At 57.8% G+C, this 13,976-nt stretch carries 12 protein-coding genes; 1 reads left to right on the top strand and 11 read right to left on the bottom strand.

The annotated features are described in order from the left end of the window. Positions 1 to 62: 62 nt before the first annotated feature. The 7 genes from ACPOL_RS24935 to ACPOL_RS24965 all read right to left on the bottom strand — a co-directional run bounded on the left by ACPOL_RS24935 (position 63) and on the right by ACPOL_RS24965 (position 6,414). Positions 63 to 812, bottom strand: a complete 750-nt coding sequence (locus tag ACPOL_RS24935; protein WP_114209452.1) for a response regulator transcription factor — start codon at positions 810 to 812, stop codon at positions 63 to 65. After that, positions 809 to 1,777 carry a sensor histidine kinase gene (locus ACPOL_RS24940; protein WP_114209453.1) on the bottom strand — a complete coding sequence of 323 codons (969 nt, stop codon included), beginning with the start codon at positions 1,775 to 1,777 and terminating at the stop codon, positions 809 to 811. The genes ACPOL_RS24935 and ACPOL_RS24940 overlap by 4 nt, the downstream gene beginning before the upstream one ends. A 99-nt stretch (positions 1,778 to 1,876) precedes the next feature. Then, on the bottom strand, positions 1,877 to 2,740 hold the full coding sequence (locus tag ACPOL_RS24945) for a magnesium transporter CorA family protein (RefSeq protein ID WP_114209454.1): 864 nt from the start codon (positions 2,738 to 2,740) through the stop codon (positions 1,877 to 1,879). A 185-nt stretch (positions 2,741 to 2,925) separates the two neighbouring features. Next, positions 2,926 to 3,606 carry a PspA/IM30 family protein gene (locus tag ACPOL_RS24950; protein ID WP_114209455.1) on the bottom strand — a complete coding sequence of 227 codons (681 nt, stop codon included), beginning with the start codon at positions 3,604 to 3,606 and terminating at the stop codon, positions 2,926 to 2,928. A 100-nt stretch (positions 3,607 to 3,706) separates the two neighbouring features. Next, entirely contained in the window at positions 3,707 to 5,167 is a 1,461-nt protein-coding gene (locus tag ACPOL_RS24955; protein ID WP_114209456.1) for a flotillin family protein, read from the bottom strand. A gap of 87 nt (positions 5,168 to 5,254) precedes the next feature. Then, positions 5,255 to 5,851 carry an NfeD family membrane protein gene (locus ACPOL_RS24960; RefSeq protein WP_114209457.1) on the bottom strand — a complete coding sequence of 199 codons (597 nt, stop codon included), beginning with the start codon at positions 5,849 to 5,851 and terminating at the stop codon, positions 5,255 to 5,257. Next, the gene (locus tag ACPOL_RS24965) at positions 5,848 to 6,414 is read right to left on the bottom strand and encodes a helix-turn-helix domain-containing protein (protein WP_236657009.1); all 567 of its coding nucleotides are present in this window, start codon (positions 6,412 to 6,414) and stop codon (positions 5,848 to 5,850) included. Before ACPOL_RS24965 ends, ACPOL_RS24960 begins: the two co-directional genes overlap by 4 nt. Positions 6,415 to 6,631: 217 nt before the next feature. Here ACPOL_RS24965 and ACPOL_RS24970 point away from each other — a divergent pair, with 217 nt between their 5' ends. Continuing rightward, positions 6,632 to 7,957 carry a metallophosphoesterase family protein gene (locus tag ACPOL_RS24970; protein ID WP_114209458.1) on the top strand — a complete coding sequence of 442 codons (1,326 nt, stop codon included), beginning with the start codon at positions 6,632 to 6,634 and terminating at the stop codon, positions 7,955 to 7,957. Between the two features lie 6 nt (positions 7,958 to 7,963). Here ACPOL_RS24970 and ACPOL_RS24975 read toward each other — a convergent pair whose 3' ends face one another. The 4 genes from ACPOL_RS24975 to ACPOL_RS24990 all read right to left on the bottom strand — a co-directional run bounded on the left by ACPOL_RS24975 (position 7,964) and on the right by ACPOL_RS24990 (position 13,888). Continuing rightward, on the bottom strand, positions 7,964 to 10,150 hold the full coding sequence (locus ACPOL_RS24975; RefSeq protein WP_114209459.1) for a S53 family peptidase: 2,187 nt from the start codon (positions 10,148 to 10,150) through the stop codon (positions 7,964 to 7,966). A gap of 198 nt (positions 10,151 to 10,348) precedes the next feature. Continuing rightward, positions 10,349 to 11,164, bottom strand: a complete 816-nt coding sequence (locus tag ACPOL_RS24980; RefSeq protein WP_236657566.1) for an acyl-CoA desaturase — start codon at positions 11,162 to 11,164, stop codon at positions 10,349 to 10,351. Positions 11,165 to 11,420: 256 nt separating this feature from the next. Beyond that, the gene (locus ACPOL_RS24985) at positions 11,421 to 12,473 is read right to left on the bottom strand and encodes a GGDEF domain-containing response regulator (RefSeq protein WP_114209461.1); all 1,053 of its coding nucleotides are present in this window, start codon (positions 12,471 to 12,473) and stop codon (positions 11,421 to 11,423) included. Between the two features lie 119 nt (positions 12,474 to 12,592). Then, entirely contained in the window at positions 12,593 to 13,888 is a 1,296-nt protein-coding gene (locus ACPOL_RS24990; protein ID WP_161557553.1) for a WecB/TagA/CpsF family glycosyltransferase, read from the bottom strand. Positions 13,889 to 13,976 lie beyond the last annotated feature (88 nt).

The raw sequence follows: 13,976 nt of genomic DNA on the forward strand, positions 1-13,976 counted from the left end.
ATACCCCCTACCCCTATACTACTTTGATGCAGGTGGAGACCGAAACGGAGCGGATATTCGCCTCAGGCAGTTCCGGGCAGGAAACGATAGCCGACTCCTCGTACCGTTTGCAGGTAGATCGGGTCGGCAGGACGATCTTCGATGTAGCGGCGCAAGCGAACGATAAAGTTATCGATGGCCCGCGTATCGGTGTCCTCGCGAACGCGCCAGACTTGTTCCAGCAACTCTTTCCGGGAGATAATCCGGTCGCGATTCTGGACGAGATAACGAAGCAGGTCAGCCTCCATCAAGGTGAGATGGATCGTCTTCTCCGGAGTGATCAACTCGAGCTTGGAGAAATCGATCGTGCGTCCCGCGAAGCTGAAGGGGAGCTCGGATGGTTCTGCAGTCGGTGGTCGACCAGGCTTTTCGCGCCGATTCCACTGCATCCGCCGCAGCAAATTCTTGAGCCGCGCCAGCAAGATTGAGAGATCAAATGGTTTGGCGAGATAATCGTCGGCGCCGGCGCTGAAGCCTCGCAGCACATCTTCAGGCCGCGCGCGCGCCGTGAGCATCAGCACTGGCACGTAACGCTCATGTTCCCGCAGCTCGGAGAGTACTTGAAAGCCGTCTTTGCCGGGAAGCATGACATCCAAAACCACGGCATCAAAATATTCAGCGTCATCAAGGGAATTGAGCAGTAGATCGAGAGCCGCATTGCCGTCGGGAGCAATTTTGGCTCGATATCCCTCTGCCTGTAAATTGAACAACAGGCCTTGAGCGAGATGAGCTTCGTCTTCGACGATGAGGATGTTGGCAGAGTCAGCGATCATGGCACCCGCGTGAGTGATTCGCTCCTGTCCAGGAGCGCCGTCTGCGACTCGGTTGCCGGGGTGAGTAGTCGGGGGAGTTGCAAAATAATGGTGGTCCCCTTACCTTCGCCGGCGCTCTCTGCCCGGGCATCGCCGCCATGCTGGCGAACGATGCTTCGCACCAGGAATAGTCCAAGTCCAGTCCCTTTCACCTTGAGCAGAGACATATTGGGCACCCGGTAGAAGCGTTTAAAGATGCCTTTCAGGTGCGCCGCCGGAACTCCGATGCCATCATCGGTCACCCGAATCAGTATCCAGGCATCGTTTTCCAGCGAGATGCTCACACGTACTGCTACTTGTTCGGGAGAATACTTAACCGCGTTGTCGAGCACATTGAGGATGGCCGAATGAAGATCCTGCCGGTCTCCGCTGACCGCGAGAAGCGTCTGATGGTCGACCGGTTGAAGGGTTATCCTATCGGGCTCAAGATGATATCGCTGAAGCGTGATCTGAATGCATTCCTTGACCAGCGTCAGCAGGTCGACCTCTACTCGCACCTGGTTCTTCTTCGCCCGCTGCCCAACCTCACCCGCCTTCAGGACCTGTTCGATGGTAGCAAGGAGGCGCTCGCTATCGGCCAGCATAATACCGTAGAACTCCTGCCTTTGGGCCTCGGGCAAGTTGCGGCGCTGCAGGGTTTCGAGGTAGAGGCGGATCGAGGCGACTGGTGTTTTCAGTTCATGAGTGACCGCATTTAGAAAGCTATCGTGATGCTCATTGCGCCGGACTTCGCGAACCAGAAAGATGGTGTTCAAGATCACTCCGGCGATGAGCAGTGCAAAGAATGGAATCCCTAAAACCAGGGGCACCAGACGACGCCAGTTGAGGATGATCCAGCCAAATTGCAGGGTTACGGCCAAGGCAACCATGCAGACGCCGAGCGAGATGAAAAGAGCGATAGCGCGGCGGCGGCGAATATTGCGCATGAAGGTAGAGTCGACCCTCTCCCAGTATATCGGGCGAGGTGTCTCTTTCTTGCTCTGCTTTCTTGTTCTGACAAAGGCGCACTTCGAAGAACCTAGCAGCTAAACCCAGCGGAATCGTCTTAGCAGTAACAACAGGAAGACTGTAGACAAGAACATCGCCGCACCGATGTATTCCGAACCATAGTCGCTCTCGAGAAAAGGAAGGCCCTTCAGGTTCATACCGTAAATGCCCGAGATCACCAGGGCGGGAAGGGCAATCGTGCTGAGCACGGTAAGTACTTTCATCACCTGGTTGGTGCGGTTGGCTACGCTCGACAGATAGACGTCCAGCGTGTTGTTCAACAGGTCGCGCATCGTGTCGATGGTGTCAGCGAGTCGAAGGAGGTGGTCGTAGACGTCGCGAAAAAATGGATAGAGGTTCTCATCCACGAGGGTCCCAGTGTTTCTTTGCAGGTGAATGCCGACATCGCGAGTGGCGACGACGATACGCCTTAGATCGATCAGCTGCCGCTTGTTGTCAAAGATTTTTTCTAGAATTTTTGGTGAAGGATCATCGAGTACGTCATCTTCGATCAGGTCAATTCGATCGTCGAGGCGGTCGACGATGACGAAATACGAGTCCACGATCGTGTCAAAGATCAGGTAAAGGATCTTCCCGGGAGAGATATCCGAACCCGCGCGCCAGGCGCGTTCCATCGCTTCTCGCACTGAAGAGCAGCTCATATCGCCAACTGTGATACAGAAGTCCCGTCCCACAAAGATATGCAATGGAGATTCGCTGGTCTCTTCATCGACGATCTTCAGCGGTTTCAGGATGACAAAGAGATAGTCGGGAGTCTCTTCGGCTTTGATACGTCCTTCCGCGTTCCGGCAATCTTCTACATGCAACGAGTGCAGTTTGTACTTTTCGGCCAACTCATCGAGTTGTTCGCTATCGTTCGCTTCGAGTTGATACCAGGCCAATGGACTCTCTCCAGAATCTACGGTAAGCCGGGTACTTGCCGCGCAACCCGGCCGCGGTCTTAATTTACTACGTCTTCACAAGATTGCCGCTCTCTTCCCGGATCTTAACGGATCCAGGGTTCCGGCTGGCGATCGTCTTAACCCCTGATCTCGATTCCTGGCATGGGAGCCACCGAGACGAGAAACTAATCTCCCTTCTCGATATACCCCTTCGGGTGCGACTTGAGTTCGCTCAGCAGGGTTTCAATCTGTTCCTCCCGCTCCAGCTTGCGAAACCGGTCGTCCAGCGAATCCATCTCCATGAGCGACCGGGATGCGCTGTTCGCCGCCTCATCCTCCAGCACTTTCATTCTCATGCGGTGCATAGAACGAGTGAGCGTATCGCCAGTCGCCGTTGTCCGGGCCGGGTGCGCCTTACCGGCTATACGTGCCCGGCGGCTTTGCGCGATCAACAACTCGCATCGGCCCTCGGTCTCTTTGAGCTTCTGCTGAAGCTTGTTGTAGTTCGCTCGCATGATCTCAGCTTCCGCGGACTGGTCTTCAATTTGCTGGGCGAAACCCTCCGCGAGTTGATGGTGCGACAAGCTGCGGTCGAGTGCAGCGCGAGCCAGGTCATCGTGTCCTTTGCTGACCGCGATCTCCGCCTTACGATGCCATGCGGCGGCCACATCGTCATGCTCCGTCTTCTTCTTTTCCAACATATGTTGATCGGCAATGGCGATGGCCACCTGGGTTTTCACTTGAAGCAATTGATTTTCCATATCAAGAAGCAGCTGTCGCAGCATCTTCTCGGGGTCTTCGGCTTTACCGATCAAATCATTTACGTTCGCGCGAAGCAGCGTAGAGACTCGTTCTAACAATGCCATGGTGTACTCCTTCTAGTTATCGACTTTGCAACAGGCCCTGAGGATCTCACTTGCCTCGGCCGGGTTAACGGCCAGGAAGTTCCCACCTCCTTTGAGCAGTTCATTGCGCGGATCGGTCAGCCCGCTCGCCATCCGTGCGAGGTTTCATCGGCTTGATATTGCCCATAAGGTCTTTGAGATTCATACCGGACAGGGCCTCGAAAAGGGCCGGCACCTGAGAGGCGATCTTCGTCATCTCCCCGGTCAGTTTGTTGGCGCCAATATTATCGTCGCTCCCCGTGGAAACAATGGTGATCTTGTCGACCCTGGATAGCGGTTCGGCCATGGCGCGGACGACCTCGGCCATATTACTGATGAGCCGATCGACAACCGCGGCCTGGGTCCATCCCTGGTAAGCGGCGGCTTTTACGTTCATCGCCTTGGCCTCGGCTTCGCCTTTCTGGAAGATGATTGCCGCCTCAGCCTCGCCTTGCACCCGAATGACGGAAGCCTGCGCCTCCCCGCCGGTACGCGTGGCGGCGGCGCGGCCCTCGGCTTCGATCGTTAACCGGGAACGCTCAGCAGCGGCGATGTTCTCGACCCGCTGGCGCTCGATCTCGGATTGTTTCAGTACGGTGGCGATCAATTCCTTCTCGTGGCGCAGGATCTCTGCCTCCTGCACCTTGATCTGCTGCTCCTTCTCGATCTGCTGGATCTTCACCTGCGCGGCGATCACCTGTTGCTGCATGACATTGGTTTGAAGCTCATAGGCCTTGTCGGCCTGCGCTTCCTGTCTTCGGCTTTGCTCCATGAACTGCGCTTTCTGGATGTCCAGATCTCGCTGGGCCTCCGCCTGTTTGGCGAGCGAAGCAGTCTCCGCAATGACCCGCTCCTGATCGGCGGCGGACTTGGCGACAGCCGCCTCGCGGAGAGCGTTCGCCCGGCGGATCGCAGTATCGCGCTCCGCCTCGGCGGCTGCGATTTCGGCATCGCGGCGAATGCGGGCAATATCCGGACGGCCCATATTAGTGATGTATTCGTTCTGGTCGCGGACTTCCTTGATGGTGAACGAAATCACTTCCAGGCCCATCTTGCTCATGTCTGCCGCACAGGTGGAGCGCATCCGGTCGGCAACCATCTCGGGCTCCTTGACAATCTGCTCGACGGTGAGCTGGCCGATGATGCCTCGCAGATGGCCTTCCATAACCAGTCGGATAAGGCCTTCCCGTTCCGGCGGGGTCTTGGTGAGGAACTGTTCGGCAGCGGTGAGGATGGACTCGTTGTCCGAGCGGACCTTGATCTGTGCGACCGCTTCGACAGTGACCGCGACGCCCTGCTTGGTGTAGAGGTCCTGCTTGGGCGCCACGTCGAAGCTCATCAGTTCAAGCGAAAGCTGGCGGGCGTTTTCGACGACCGGAAAGATGATGGCGCCATGGCCGCGAATGATTCGTGGACCCCGGAAGCCATAGACAATGACCGCTTCGTTGGGGCCTGCTTTCCGAAACATCTTCGCGATAAGCGCGAGAATGACAAGGGTTGCGGCAACGGCGAGTCCGATGATAATCACCACTAAGCTGGGCATAATGTTCCTTTTGCGAATGTTGCGTTGTGTCGTGTCGACATATGAATTCCACGGCCTGACCGGTAATACGTACCGCGAACGGTGAGGTCAAGTCCGCCGCGGCTCCTGCCTGGCGGGTTCTTCAAATTCGTCAAGCTCGGTAAATGGGCGCACCCAGGCGATGCCCTGCTCATAGCGCATCACCAACACCTGGGTATCGCGAATGATCGATTGGCCGTCTTCGGAGCGAGCGGCCGCGCAGCGGCGGGTGCCGTCGAGAGAAAACAGAATCTCTCCCAGACCGCCGGGCATGACCGGAGAGCTGACCTGGGCGACGACGCCGCGCATTTCAGTATCCTCGGGAAGCAGCACCCGCTCATGGGGAAGCAGCACTTTGGCCAGAAATCCAAAGATAAGAGCGGCGCCAGCGACGCCGGTGACCACTGCCAATAAAAATATCAAGGGCGCGATCGTGAAGCGGTAGTAGCTGAGAAGATAGCCCGCACCCCCGAACCAGCACAGGAAGGCCATGGCGGTAAACAAGTTGAACGGAGAAGCGCCGTCTGCGCGCCCATGTCCAACCGGACCATGATGGCCGAGGTGCAGGTGGCCCGCGTGGAAGTGGCCAAAGCCGCCCACGAACGACAGGACGCTAAGCGCCAATCCCACACCGAAACAGACTAGATAGAACGACTCCAAATTCATTGCCGTCTCTTTCTTTTTTTCGCTTCCGGCGTTTGAAGAGCCACCGAGTGGGCGTTTATCGGCGAAGCCTTTTTTGCGAATGGGCGACTATCCCGAATTTCGGGCCGAAGCAACTCGAGCAGCCGCTCTGCCAGGGACGGGGTTTCGAGAATCGCCTCCAGCAGCAACAGGCAGTTGCGCGACTCCGCATGGCGGGCGAGCGTCAGTAGCGCTTTACAGAGCTTGGGATCACGCCGGAACCGCTCCGCCCCACCGATGAGCCAGAGATCGAGCTTGTCCTCTAGAGCCCGGACATCGGAGAGCAACTCGGCGTGATATCCCTCCGGATCATCCACGAGGTAACCGGGGTGGACTTTGAAGAACCGCGCCAGCAATAAGCGGGTGGTGTTGGTGAGATGAGGACGAGAACCGGACTCTATCTGGGACAAGTAGGACTGCGAGATGCCGCCCCCGGTCTCGGTCTCAATTGCGCGTACGAGCTCCTGTTGAGTCATGGCTCTATCCAGGCCACGCAGCGATCCCTCTACCTCGCGCAGGTATCGAACTTTATCAGAGAGTTTCATTGCAGCGGGCTCCCCGAAAAGCCTATAACAAATTGCAATAATTATATTGCAGATTGCAATTCTGTCAAGAACGGACCGAATGGTTCCCGGGCAGGTGCGAGAATCGGATGAAGTAACCATTTGCAGAGGGTGTCCGGTGGCTTCTTCTTGAAAGGGCCAAGCATCGCATCGGCTGGAAAGTTCACAGGAGCTGCGAAGATGCTCATGGGAGAGTGGGATGACTCAGTTTTGGTCCAATTGGCGGCGGTTGTGGTGCATGTGGCTTGCGGGCGTCACAATTTCCGCGACCGTGGCTTTTCCCCAGCCGCCGCATCTGAGCGTGCCCGGTCAGCCGACCCACGCGTGGACGGAGTTTACTTCAGAAGGGGTAAGCGTTCGCGCGATCATCAACGGGCCGGATTGCCCGTCCGTCAGCGTTGACGGCGAGTCGATCCCGATGGCGGTGCGCGCGAAGTCCAGCGCCGAGTTCCCGGTGACTACTTGTCAGACGCTCATTCCTTCAGGTGCGAAATCCGCTGTGGTCAATGGACAGACGCTCGCGCTTGCGCCGCGCAAGCTGAGGCGGATTGTGGTGATTGGCGACACGGGTTGCCGTTTAAAGGGCGCCGAGGTGCAAGATTGCAACGATCCGAAAATATGGCCGTTCGCCACCATGATCAGGAACGCCGCGGCTAAGCATCCAGACTTGGTGATCCACGTCGGCGACTACTATTACCGGGAGACCTCTTGTCCGGAGCAGCGGCCGGGCTGCAACGGCAGTCCTCATGGAGACCTCTGGGACAGCTGGCGCCTGGACTTCTTCGATCCGGCTTCAAGTCTGTTGGCCGCCGCACCCTGGATCTTTGCCCGCGGAAATCACGAACAATGTGGGCGAGGTTCGAGCGGCTGGTTTCGCTTTCTCGACGCTGCGTCGGCTCCGTTGACGTGCCCCGCGACCTCGGCGCCGTTTGCCGTACACTTCGACCGGCTTCAGCTCGATGTCATCGACACTGCCGATGTTGTTGACAAGCAGCTCAGTATCGATCGGCTCGCGTTCTATCAGAAGCAGATATCTGCGATTCCGGCTAACGCTTCGGTCAATAAGAAACAGGAGGCGACCTGGGTGATCACCCACAAGCCGCTTTGGGGCTACGAACTCACGCGTGCCGGGCAATCCATGATCGCGCAAAATCCCATGCTTGCGGCCGCGGCCGAGATGATGGATACACCGAGAAGCGTCCAATTGCCGGGTGTGGACCTGTTGCTTGCCGGGCATATTCATCTTTTTGGCGCGCTCGACTTCTCGAGCAATCAGGCATCGTTGCGGCCTGCCCAACTCATTGTCGGCGATAGCGGCACTGCGCTCGATTCGGCGGACGTTCGCAGTGGTGAAGAGACGATCGACGGTCTCTTGGCAAAGTATGTGGTCAAAGGCAACTTCGGTTATTTTGTTCTAGATCGAAAAAAGAAGGGCTGGACCGGCATCCTCTACAGCACCGAAGATGCGCCGCTGGTGCGATGCACCTATCACCAGCGGCAGATCGAATGTCAGGCTGTGGAGTAGAGCCAATTACTCGTGTCTCCGGAGGGGATGGCCGGTCGGTCCAGACCCTGTGTTGCCGGTTGCTTCGACGACGGTCAGGGTAATTGGACTCATATCCGCAAGGCCGCCTCCGGCAGCTGTCAGCAACAGCTGACTCGAACCGAACCCTGCTGTCTTTGAGGCGGTGAGCGTAAGCACGCTGTTCCCGGCGCCGGGCGCGGAGAAGACTGCCGGGGCAAATTTTGCCGTAACTCCAGGAGGCAATCCACTCAGTGCGAGAGTTACCGAGGCATTGAATCCGCTGCTCGCGATAGTCTTCACCAGAAGCGTTTCAGTGTCGCCTCGGGACAGTGTGGCTTGCGGCCTGCTTACGCTGAGTGTCAGGCTGCTGAGTGGGACGCCGCCCCAGGCGGTCACCAGCTTCTCCGCATCGACTGAACCCAGGCCAGAGGCCGGATCGTATCCGGCGGCTGCGGAATAGCCGGTCACTCCGGGCACGCTGTTATTGCCGGAGACAATATCGTGGAAAACGCCGCCACCGGCCGCTGCCAGCTTATAAAGCTGAGGGTTGGCATTCCCCAAGTGCGCTTGCATTTTTTGTTCCACCAGAGCGAGCAGGCCTGCAAATGAAGGCGCGGCCGCCGAGGTACCGCTGAAGACATATAAGCCGCCACTCACCTGCACCAGATAACCATCATGGCCAGCCGCGGATAAGGCCACGTCGGGGAGATCGCGCCTTCCATCCTTGGGCACTCCCGAGCCAGTCTGCCAGGCCGGCTTCGGATAGACGCTACTGGCGCCGCCTCCAGTCGACCATAAGCCAGAAGACCCACTCTCGTTCCAGACGACCTCAGGAATATAGCCAAGGGCCGACTCCTCTCCGACACCATTCGTCTTTCCCCAAAAGATTGCCGGGTTACCCAGGTCATTGAATTCCGTGCCGCCCACACAAGTGTTGTAAGGCGTAGAACACATTCCGTTCACGCCTCTTCCATGTGTCGCCCGGGTTGCATTCGCGGAGTCGCACCCGGCCGCTCCGCTATCTCCCGCCGAGACCAGGATGGTCATTCCTTGCACCGCCGCCTGCTGCCATAAGGAATTCAGGAAACTGTTGCCGCCGGCGCCAAGTGACGCCTCGCAAAGCCCGTAACTGAGGCTCACAATGGACGCTACGTTGCGGTTGACCGCATAAAGCGCCGAGAGGAAGACGCCATCGCTGACTGCGGTCGATGCCGAGGTAACGAAGTCTATCGTGGCCTTGCTGGCGACCGCGCCCGACCATTCCACATCAAGCATCGATTCGTAGTAATCGCCTTGGCTTGCTCTCCCTGGATCGCTCCCGTTCACTATAACGACCGGGTCTTTTGCCGCTAATCCAAACTGGCTGCGAAACGACCGGATATCGCTGAGGGTAATGTCCGACCGACCGAGAATGGCGATCGTCACACCGGAACCATCGTAGGCCTGATGGTACAGCGAACTGACGTCATAGATGGCGGCAAAATCCGCGGGAGACAAATAGTGGGTCCCCCCCGCCGAGTATTCCGGCGTGACTTTTTGGGATCGGTGTTGGGGAGTGCTGAACAAATCATGAAGCGAAACCACTCCATTGATGACCCCGGACAGCGCCAGCGGAATGGTCGGCTCGGTGGCGTTCGCTAGGTGATCCTCTCCACCGAAACGGTAGGTGCGCATAGAAGTGTGGAAAGCCGCCTCCACCTGTCCGCTGGTGCCGCTAAAGAGCAGCGTGCGGTGGTTTGCGGCTATCTCATCGACTTGCAGACCGTAGCGTTCCAGCCATCGCTGCACCTGCTCGATATCGGCATTCGACGCACCGAAGTGCTCTGCGTAGATTTCCGGCGTCAGCCACTGGCGGTAAAGGGGTGAATCAGGATTTTGTTGCGCCACGAGCAGCGCATCCAACCCCGACTGTTGTGAGGCATCCGGCTTGAGCTCGAGCAAAATGTGATGAAAGGGGCGGTCACTTTCAACGGTTCCCGTCTGGTAGGCCAGAAGCGCCTGAGGCAGGGTGTTGCCATAGAGAACCACTCGGTCCTCATCATCCACGGGGAGCACGACCCGATCGAACGGATGCACGGCCTCTAAGGCAGCATCGACCGAAGACTGCGCGAAAGCTGCGGTGAGTAAGGCGGAGGGCAGCAGAACAAACGAGAGAGCAGAGAGGGAAAGAAAGGAACATTTTCCGTAGCGCATCGAGGCTCCGTCGGGGGAGAGTGCGGCATGTGCCAGCCCGCTCTCTTCATCGGCGCCAGATTAAAAAGCGCTAAGGATTGTGATTAAAAGCGCAACAGAAAAGCGCAGCTGCCGAAAACCGGCAACTGCGCTGCTATGAATTCCCGTTCATTGGAGAAGCTAATTCTTCGAACCCTAAATGCCGAATTGGCCTCTGCCCTAAACGGCGGACGCACCGGCCGGCCTTGGATTTTGCGGGTCATACTGCGCGACCTTTATGTCCTTAGCCAATCCCACCTTCTTCAGCAGCCAGATGCCGTAGAAGTTCGGATCGAACTCATACCATTTCAGGCCGTGGCGTGCTGAAACTGGATGGGCGTGGTGGTTATTGTGCCATCCTTCTCCGCCTGTGAGCAGAGCGACCCACCAGTTGTTGCGGGAGTCGTCACGGGTCTCGAAGCGGCGCGAGCCCCAGAGATGCGTCGCCGAGTTGACCAGCCAGGTTGCGTGCAGCCCGAGGGTGACGCGCAGGAAGATCCCCCACATGACCAGCGGCCAGCCGCCAACGGCCAGGAGGATTACGCCGACAGCCGTTAAGGGAAGCCAGTGATATTTGCTGAGCAGCACATGAAAGCGGTCCTTGGCGAGATCGGGAGCATAACGGCTGAGCAGAGCGGTGTCCTGGTGAAGGGATTCACCATGCATAATCCACCCTGCATGAGCCCACCAGGTGCCATCCACCGGAGTATGCGGATCCCCGGGTTTGTCGCTGTGCTGATGGTGAATGCGGTGGGTCGAAACCCAGAAAATCGGTCCGCCTTCGAGCGCCAGCGTTCCGCAAATGGCAAGAAAATATTCGACCCATTTGGGAGTTTTGTAACCACGATGAGTGAGCAACCGGTGGTATCCCATGCCAATGCCGACATTGATCGCAAAGAAGTATAAGACCACCGAGACGATCAGGGCCTTCCAGGAAAACATGAACAAAGCGGCGACGGCGCCGACGTGGAAGGCCACCATGAACGCGGTAGTCATCCAGTTGATTTTTTTCCTGGCGAGGTGCCGGTCAGGGGTGGATGCGGTGGGTGTGGCGCGGATCGAAGCTTTCGCTGGTTGAACGGGGAGGTTCAGTTCTTCTTCCAAGAGTTCGAGGGGCATGGGCTGGCAGCTATCCTTGGGTTAAACGAATCAACCTGTCTAAACCGTATCAGTCGCCGCAGGAACGTGGTTGTAACAGTTTTGTAAGCGGGCGCTTGCTGTGTTCAAAATGAACCGGAAGTCAGCCTCGTCGTCAGTCTCCTGAAAGCTCCCAGGGACCCTGACTCGATCCTGGTGTGGCCGAGTGCCCAATTGGGTGCACGACAGTCGACGCCGGAAAACATCGAACGCAATCGCCGCCCGCCTGCTTTGCCGCGCGCAGCGTGCTTTCCGCTTCCCGCAGCACCAGCAGCGGAGAGCGTCCGCCACTTTGCGCAATGCCGAAGCTCGCGGTCACAGAAACTGAAGCCTTGAGGATATCGAAGGGGCGTCTTCGTATGCAGTCCTGCAATCGCTGCGCCATGCCCCAGGCGTCGCGCATCGAACAGCCCGGCATGGCGATCAGAAATTCGTCCTCACCACACCGTCCGGCTAGATCGTAGCTGCGGAGGTGACGGCGAAGACGGCTGGCAAACTGGCGCAGGATGTTATCGCCGCCGTCGTATCCATATCGTTGATTGACGAGCGAAAAGTGATCCAAATCGAAGAGCAGAAATGCCAGGGGACTGCCCATTCGCTGTGCCCGGTCGGTTTCAAGAAAGAGCCGGGTGAGGAGCGACTCGCGGTTCCATAGACCAGTCAGCGAATCGCGGCTGGCATGGAAGCGAGCCGCGTCAACTGACTCCAGCATCTCTGCATGTATCGCCCTCACCCGGAACGCCGCGTGGAGACTGACGCGGAGATCAAATTCATTCACGGGTTTGGTCAGAAAGTCGTCTATGTGGATGCCTCGCGCGAGCGCCCGGCTCCCCTTGCCGGGAGATTCAGAAGAGTCAGTCAAGGCGATCGTCCAGCATCGGCAGCGCGACGATTGCCAGTGAAACTGATGGAGAAGTGCGACGCCATCCAGCCCAGCAAGAGCGTTATCGACGATCAGAATGGGTGCAGGTTCTCCTTCGTTCAAGGCTTCGAGGAGCGCCGCCCCGTCGTCAGCCGTGATGACCTGATACCCCCAATCGGCGAGTAGATCCCTCAGGATGCTTCGCTCTAAGGAGTCAGCTGCGCCGACCAGAATCCTGGAACGCAGAGCCAGGCCAGATGATGACGCCGAGATAGCCGATTGATTTGCCTGAGAGAGCTTACCCATCTCCCATCTATCGGTGATTGGCGAAAGGGGATCAGGCAGTGGCTACAAACCAGAACAAGTCTTTTCACTTTGGTACTCGCAGTTCTTGATCAGTTTCGATTTGGAACCATCGCGTTTTCCTAGCCCTGCGCCACCGGTTCGCGATGGTCGCGTGCCATCTCGTGAGGCCGCCGCTCGATCATTTGGAGGACTTGCCGACAAACACCCGCGGCTACTTCGCGCTCCAACGGGATCAATCGACCGCCTACTCTACAAAGCGCCCAGTCCTTGCCAGACTCGATGCTCATTCGCTCCTCCGTTGCAGGGATCCGCCGCAGGGCGTCACTGGCTTTGGGCGCGATCCTGAAATTGGACTTGAGCTGGGCTGCTTGAATCAAGCGAAGCAGCGATGGTCCAAGTCCGGTCAGCCAAAACTCGCGCTGATATTTCTTCGCCGTATAAGCCAGATGGATCAGCTCTCCAAGCGCATCCGGGCCGATGAAGGTGGTCCGGGCTAGATCCAATATCAGGTGACGACCGGTTCTGACGGCGAGCCGGGCCTCCTCTTCAAAGTTCGCGACGGGCGTGCCCGTTAGTCTCCCGGAGATCCGCAGTATGGTTGTCGAGCCGATCTCTTCCATGACGACACCGTTCATCCAGTGACCGGGCTTCTGGGCGGCGCTAGCCGCGAGTTGCAAGGCCATATAAACGACCATGCCAAGGGCGTCTCGAAGATACCGCGCACCCAAACGCGCCGGTTCTTGGCAGGTCCGGAAAAACCACTCCAGGCCCTGTCGCTGCATCCACAAAGGCGCGCGTCGCAGCATTCCGGCGAGAATGTCGAGCGAGCCTCCGATTCCAATGCAGACGGGAACTTTCAAGCGATGACTATGCATCGCGAGCCATTTCTCCTGCTTCGGACTGCCGAGAGCCACCAGCAGAATATCCGGCTTGGCTGCTTCAATCTGTAGCAGAATCCGCTCATGATCCATCTCGTCCAGGTCCTGTATCTCGGGACAACAGCGTCCTACGATCCTTACTCCTGGATAGCTGAGCGCCATCCACTCCGCTGCGCCCTCGGATGAGGCCTCGCAGGAGCCGAGCAGGAAGATCCCATATCCGCGGTCGGCTGAAAGTTCTGCGATCTTCGGTACCAGGTCTGCGCCGCTGACGCGCTCTCGCAAAGCAGAACGCATCATGCGCGAGGCCCAAACCAAGGGCATGCCATCGGGCAGGACCAGGTAACACGCGGCAAGGATGTCCTTCAACTCCTGGTCGTGGATGGAAGTGATGAGGAAGTCCACATTGGCAGTAGCGATGTGATGAAAGCCGCCCTCGTGGATACCATTTTCAATGGCCTCTACAGCTTCGTCCATCGACACGTTATCGATGGGAACGCCTATCATTGCGACACAACCGCTTCTGAGACGTTGCATGAATGATCCCCGGTTCATTTGAACTTGGACGAGGGACGTCCTCTGCTCGCTTTTCCGATTGGTGAGGCGACGGCTCTTCTGAGCAGAG

The organism is Acidisarcina polymorpha, assembly GCF_003330725.1.
Taxonomy (GTDB): Bacteria; Acidobacteriota; Terriglobia; order Terriglobales; family Acidobacteriaceae; genus Acidisarcina; species Acidisarcina polymorpha.

Excerpts from the sequence above, each read along its gene's own strand:
- ACPOL_RS24965 (WP_236657009.1), bottom strand. The coding sequence starts at position 6,414 with ATGAAACTCTCTGATAAAGTTCGATACCTGCGCGAGGTAGAGGGATCG.
- ACPOL_RS24940 (WP_114209453.1), bottom strand. The coding sequence starts at position 1,777 with ATGCGCAATATTCGCCGCCGCCGCGCTATCGCTCTTTTCATCTCGCTC.
- ACPOL_RS24960 (WP_114209457.1), bottom strand. The coding sequence starts at position 5,851 with ATGAATTTGGAGTCGTTCTATCTAGTCTGTTTCGGTGTGGGATTGGCG.
- ACPOL_RS24975 (WP_114209459.1), bottom strand. The coding sequence starts at position 10,150 with ATGCGCTACGGAAAATGTTCCTTTCTTTCCCTCTCTGCTCTCTCGTTT.
- ACPOL_RS24985 (WP_114209461.1), bottom strand. The coding sequence starts at position 12,473 with ATGGGTAAGCTCTCTCAGGCAAATCAATCGGCTATCTCGGCGTCATCA.
- ACPOL_RS24935 (WP_114209452.1), bottom strand. The coding sequence starts at position 812 with ATGATCGCTGACTCTGCCAACATCCTCATCGTCGAAGACGAAGCTCAT.
- ACPOL_RS24950 (WP_114209455.1), bottom strand. The coding sequence starts at position 3,606 with ATGGCATTGTTAGAACGAGTCTCTACGCTGCTTCGCGCGAACGTAAAT.
- ACPOL_RS24970 (WP_114209458.1), top strand. The coding sequence starts at position 6,632 with ATGACTCAGTTTTGGTCCAATTGGCGGCGGTTGTGGTGCATGTGGCTT.
- ACPOL_RS24980 (WP_236657566.1), bottom strand. The coding sequence starts at position 11,164 with ATGACTACCGCGTTCATGGTGGCCTTCCACGTCGGCGCCGTCGCCGCT.
- ACPOL_RS24990 (WP_161557553.1), bottom strand. The coding sequence starts at position 13,888 with ATGCAACGTCTCAGAAGCGGTTGTGTCGCAATGATAGGCGTTCCCATC.
- ACPOL_RS24955 (WP_114209456.1), bottom strand. The coding sequence starts at position 5,167 with ATGCCCAGCTTAGTGGTGATTATCATCGGACTCGCCGTTGCCGCAACC.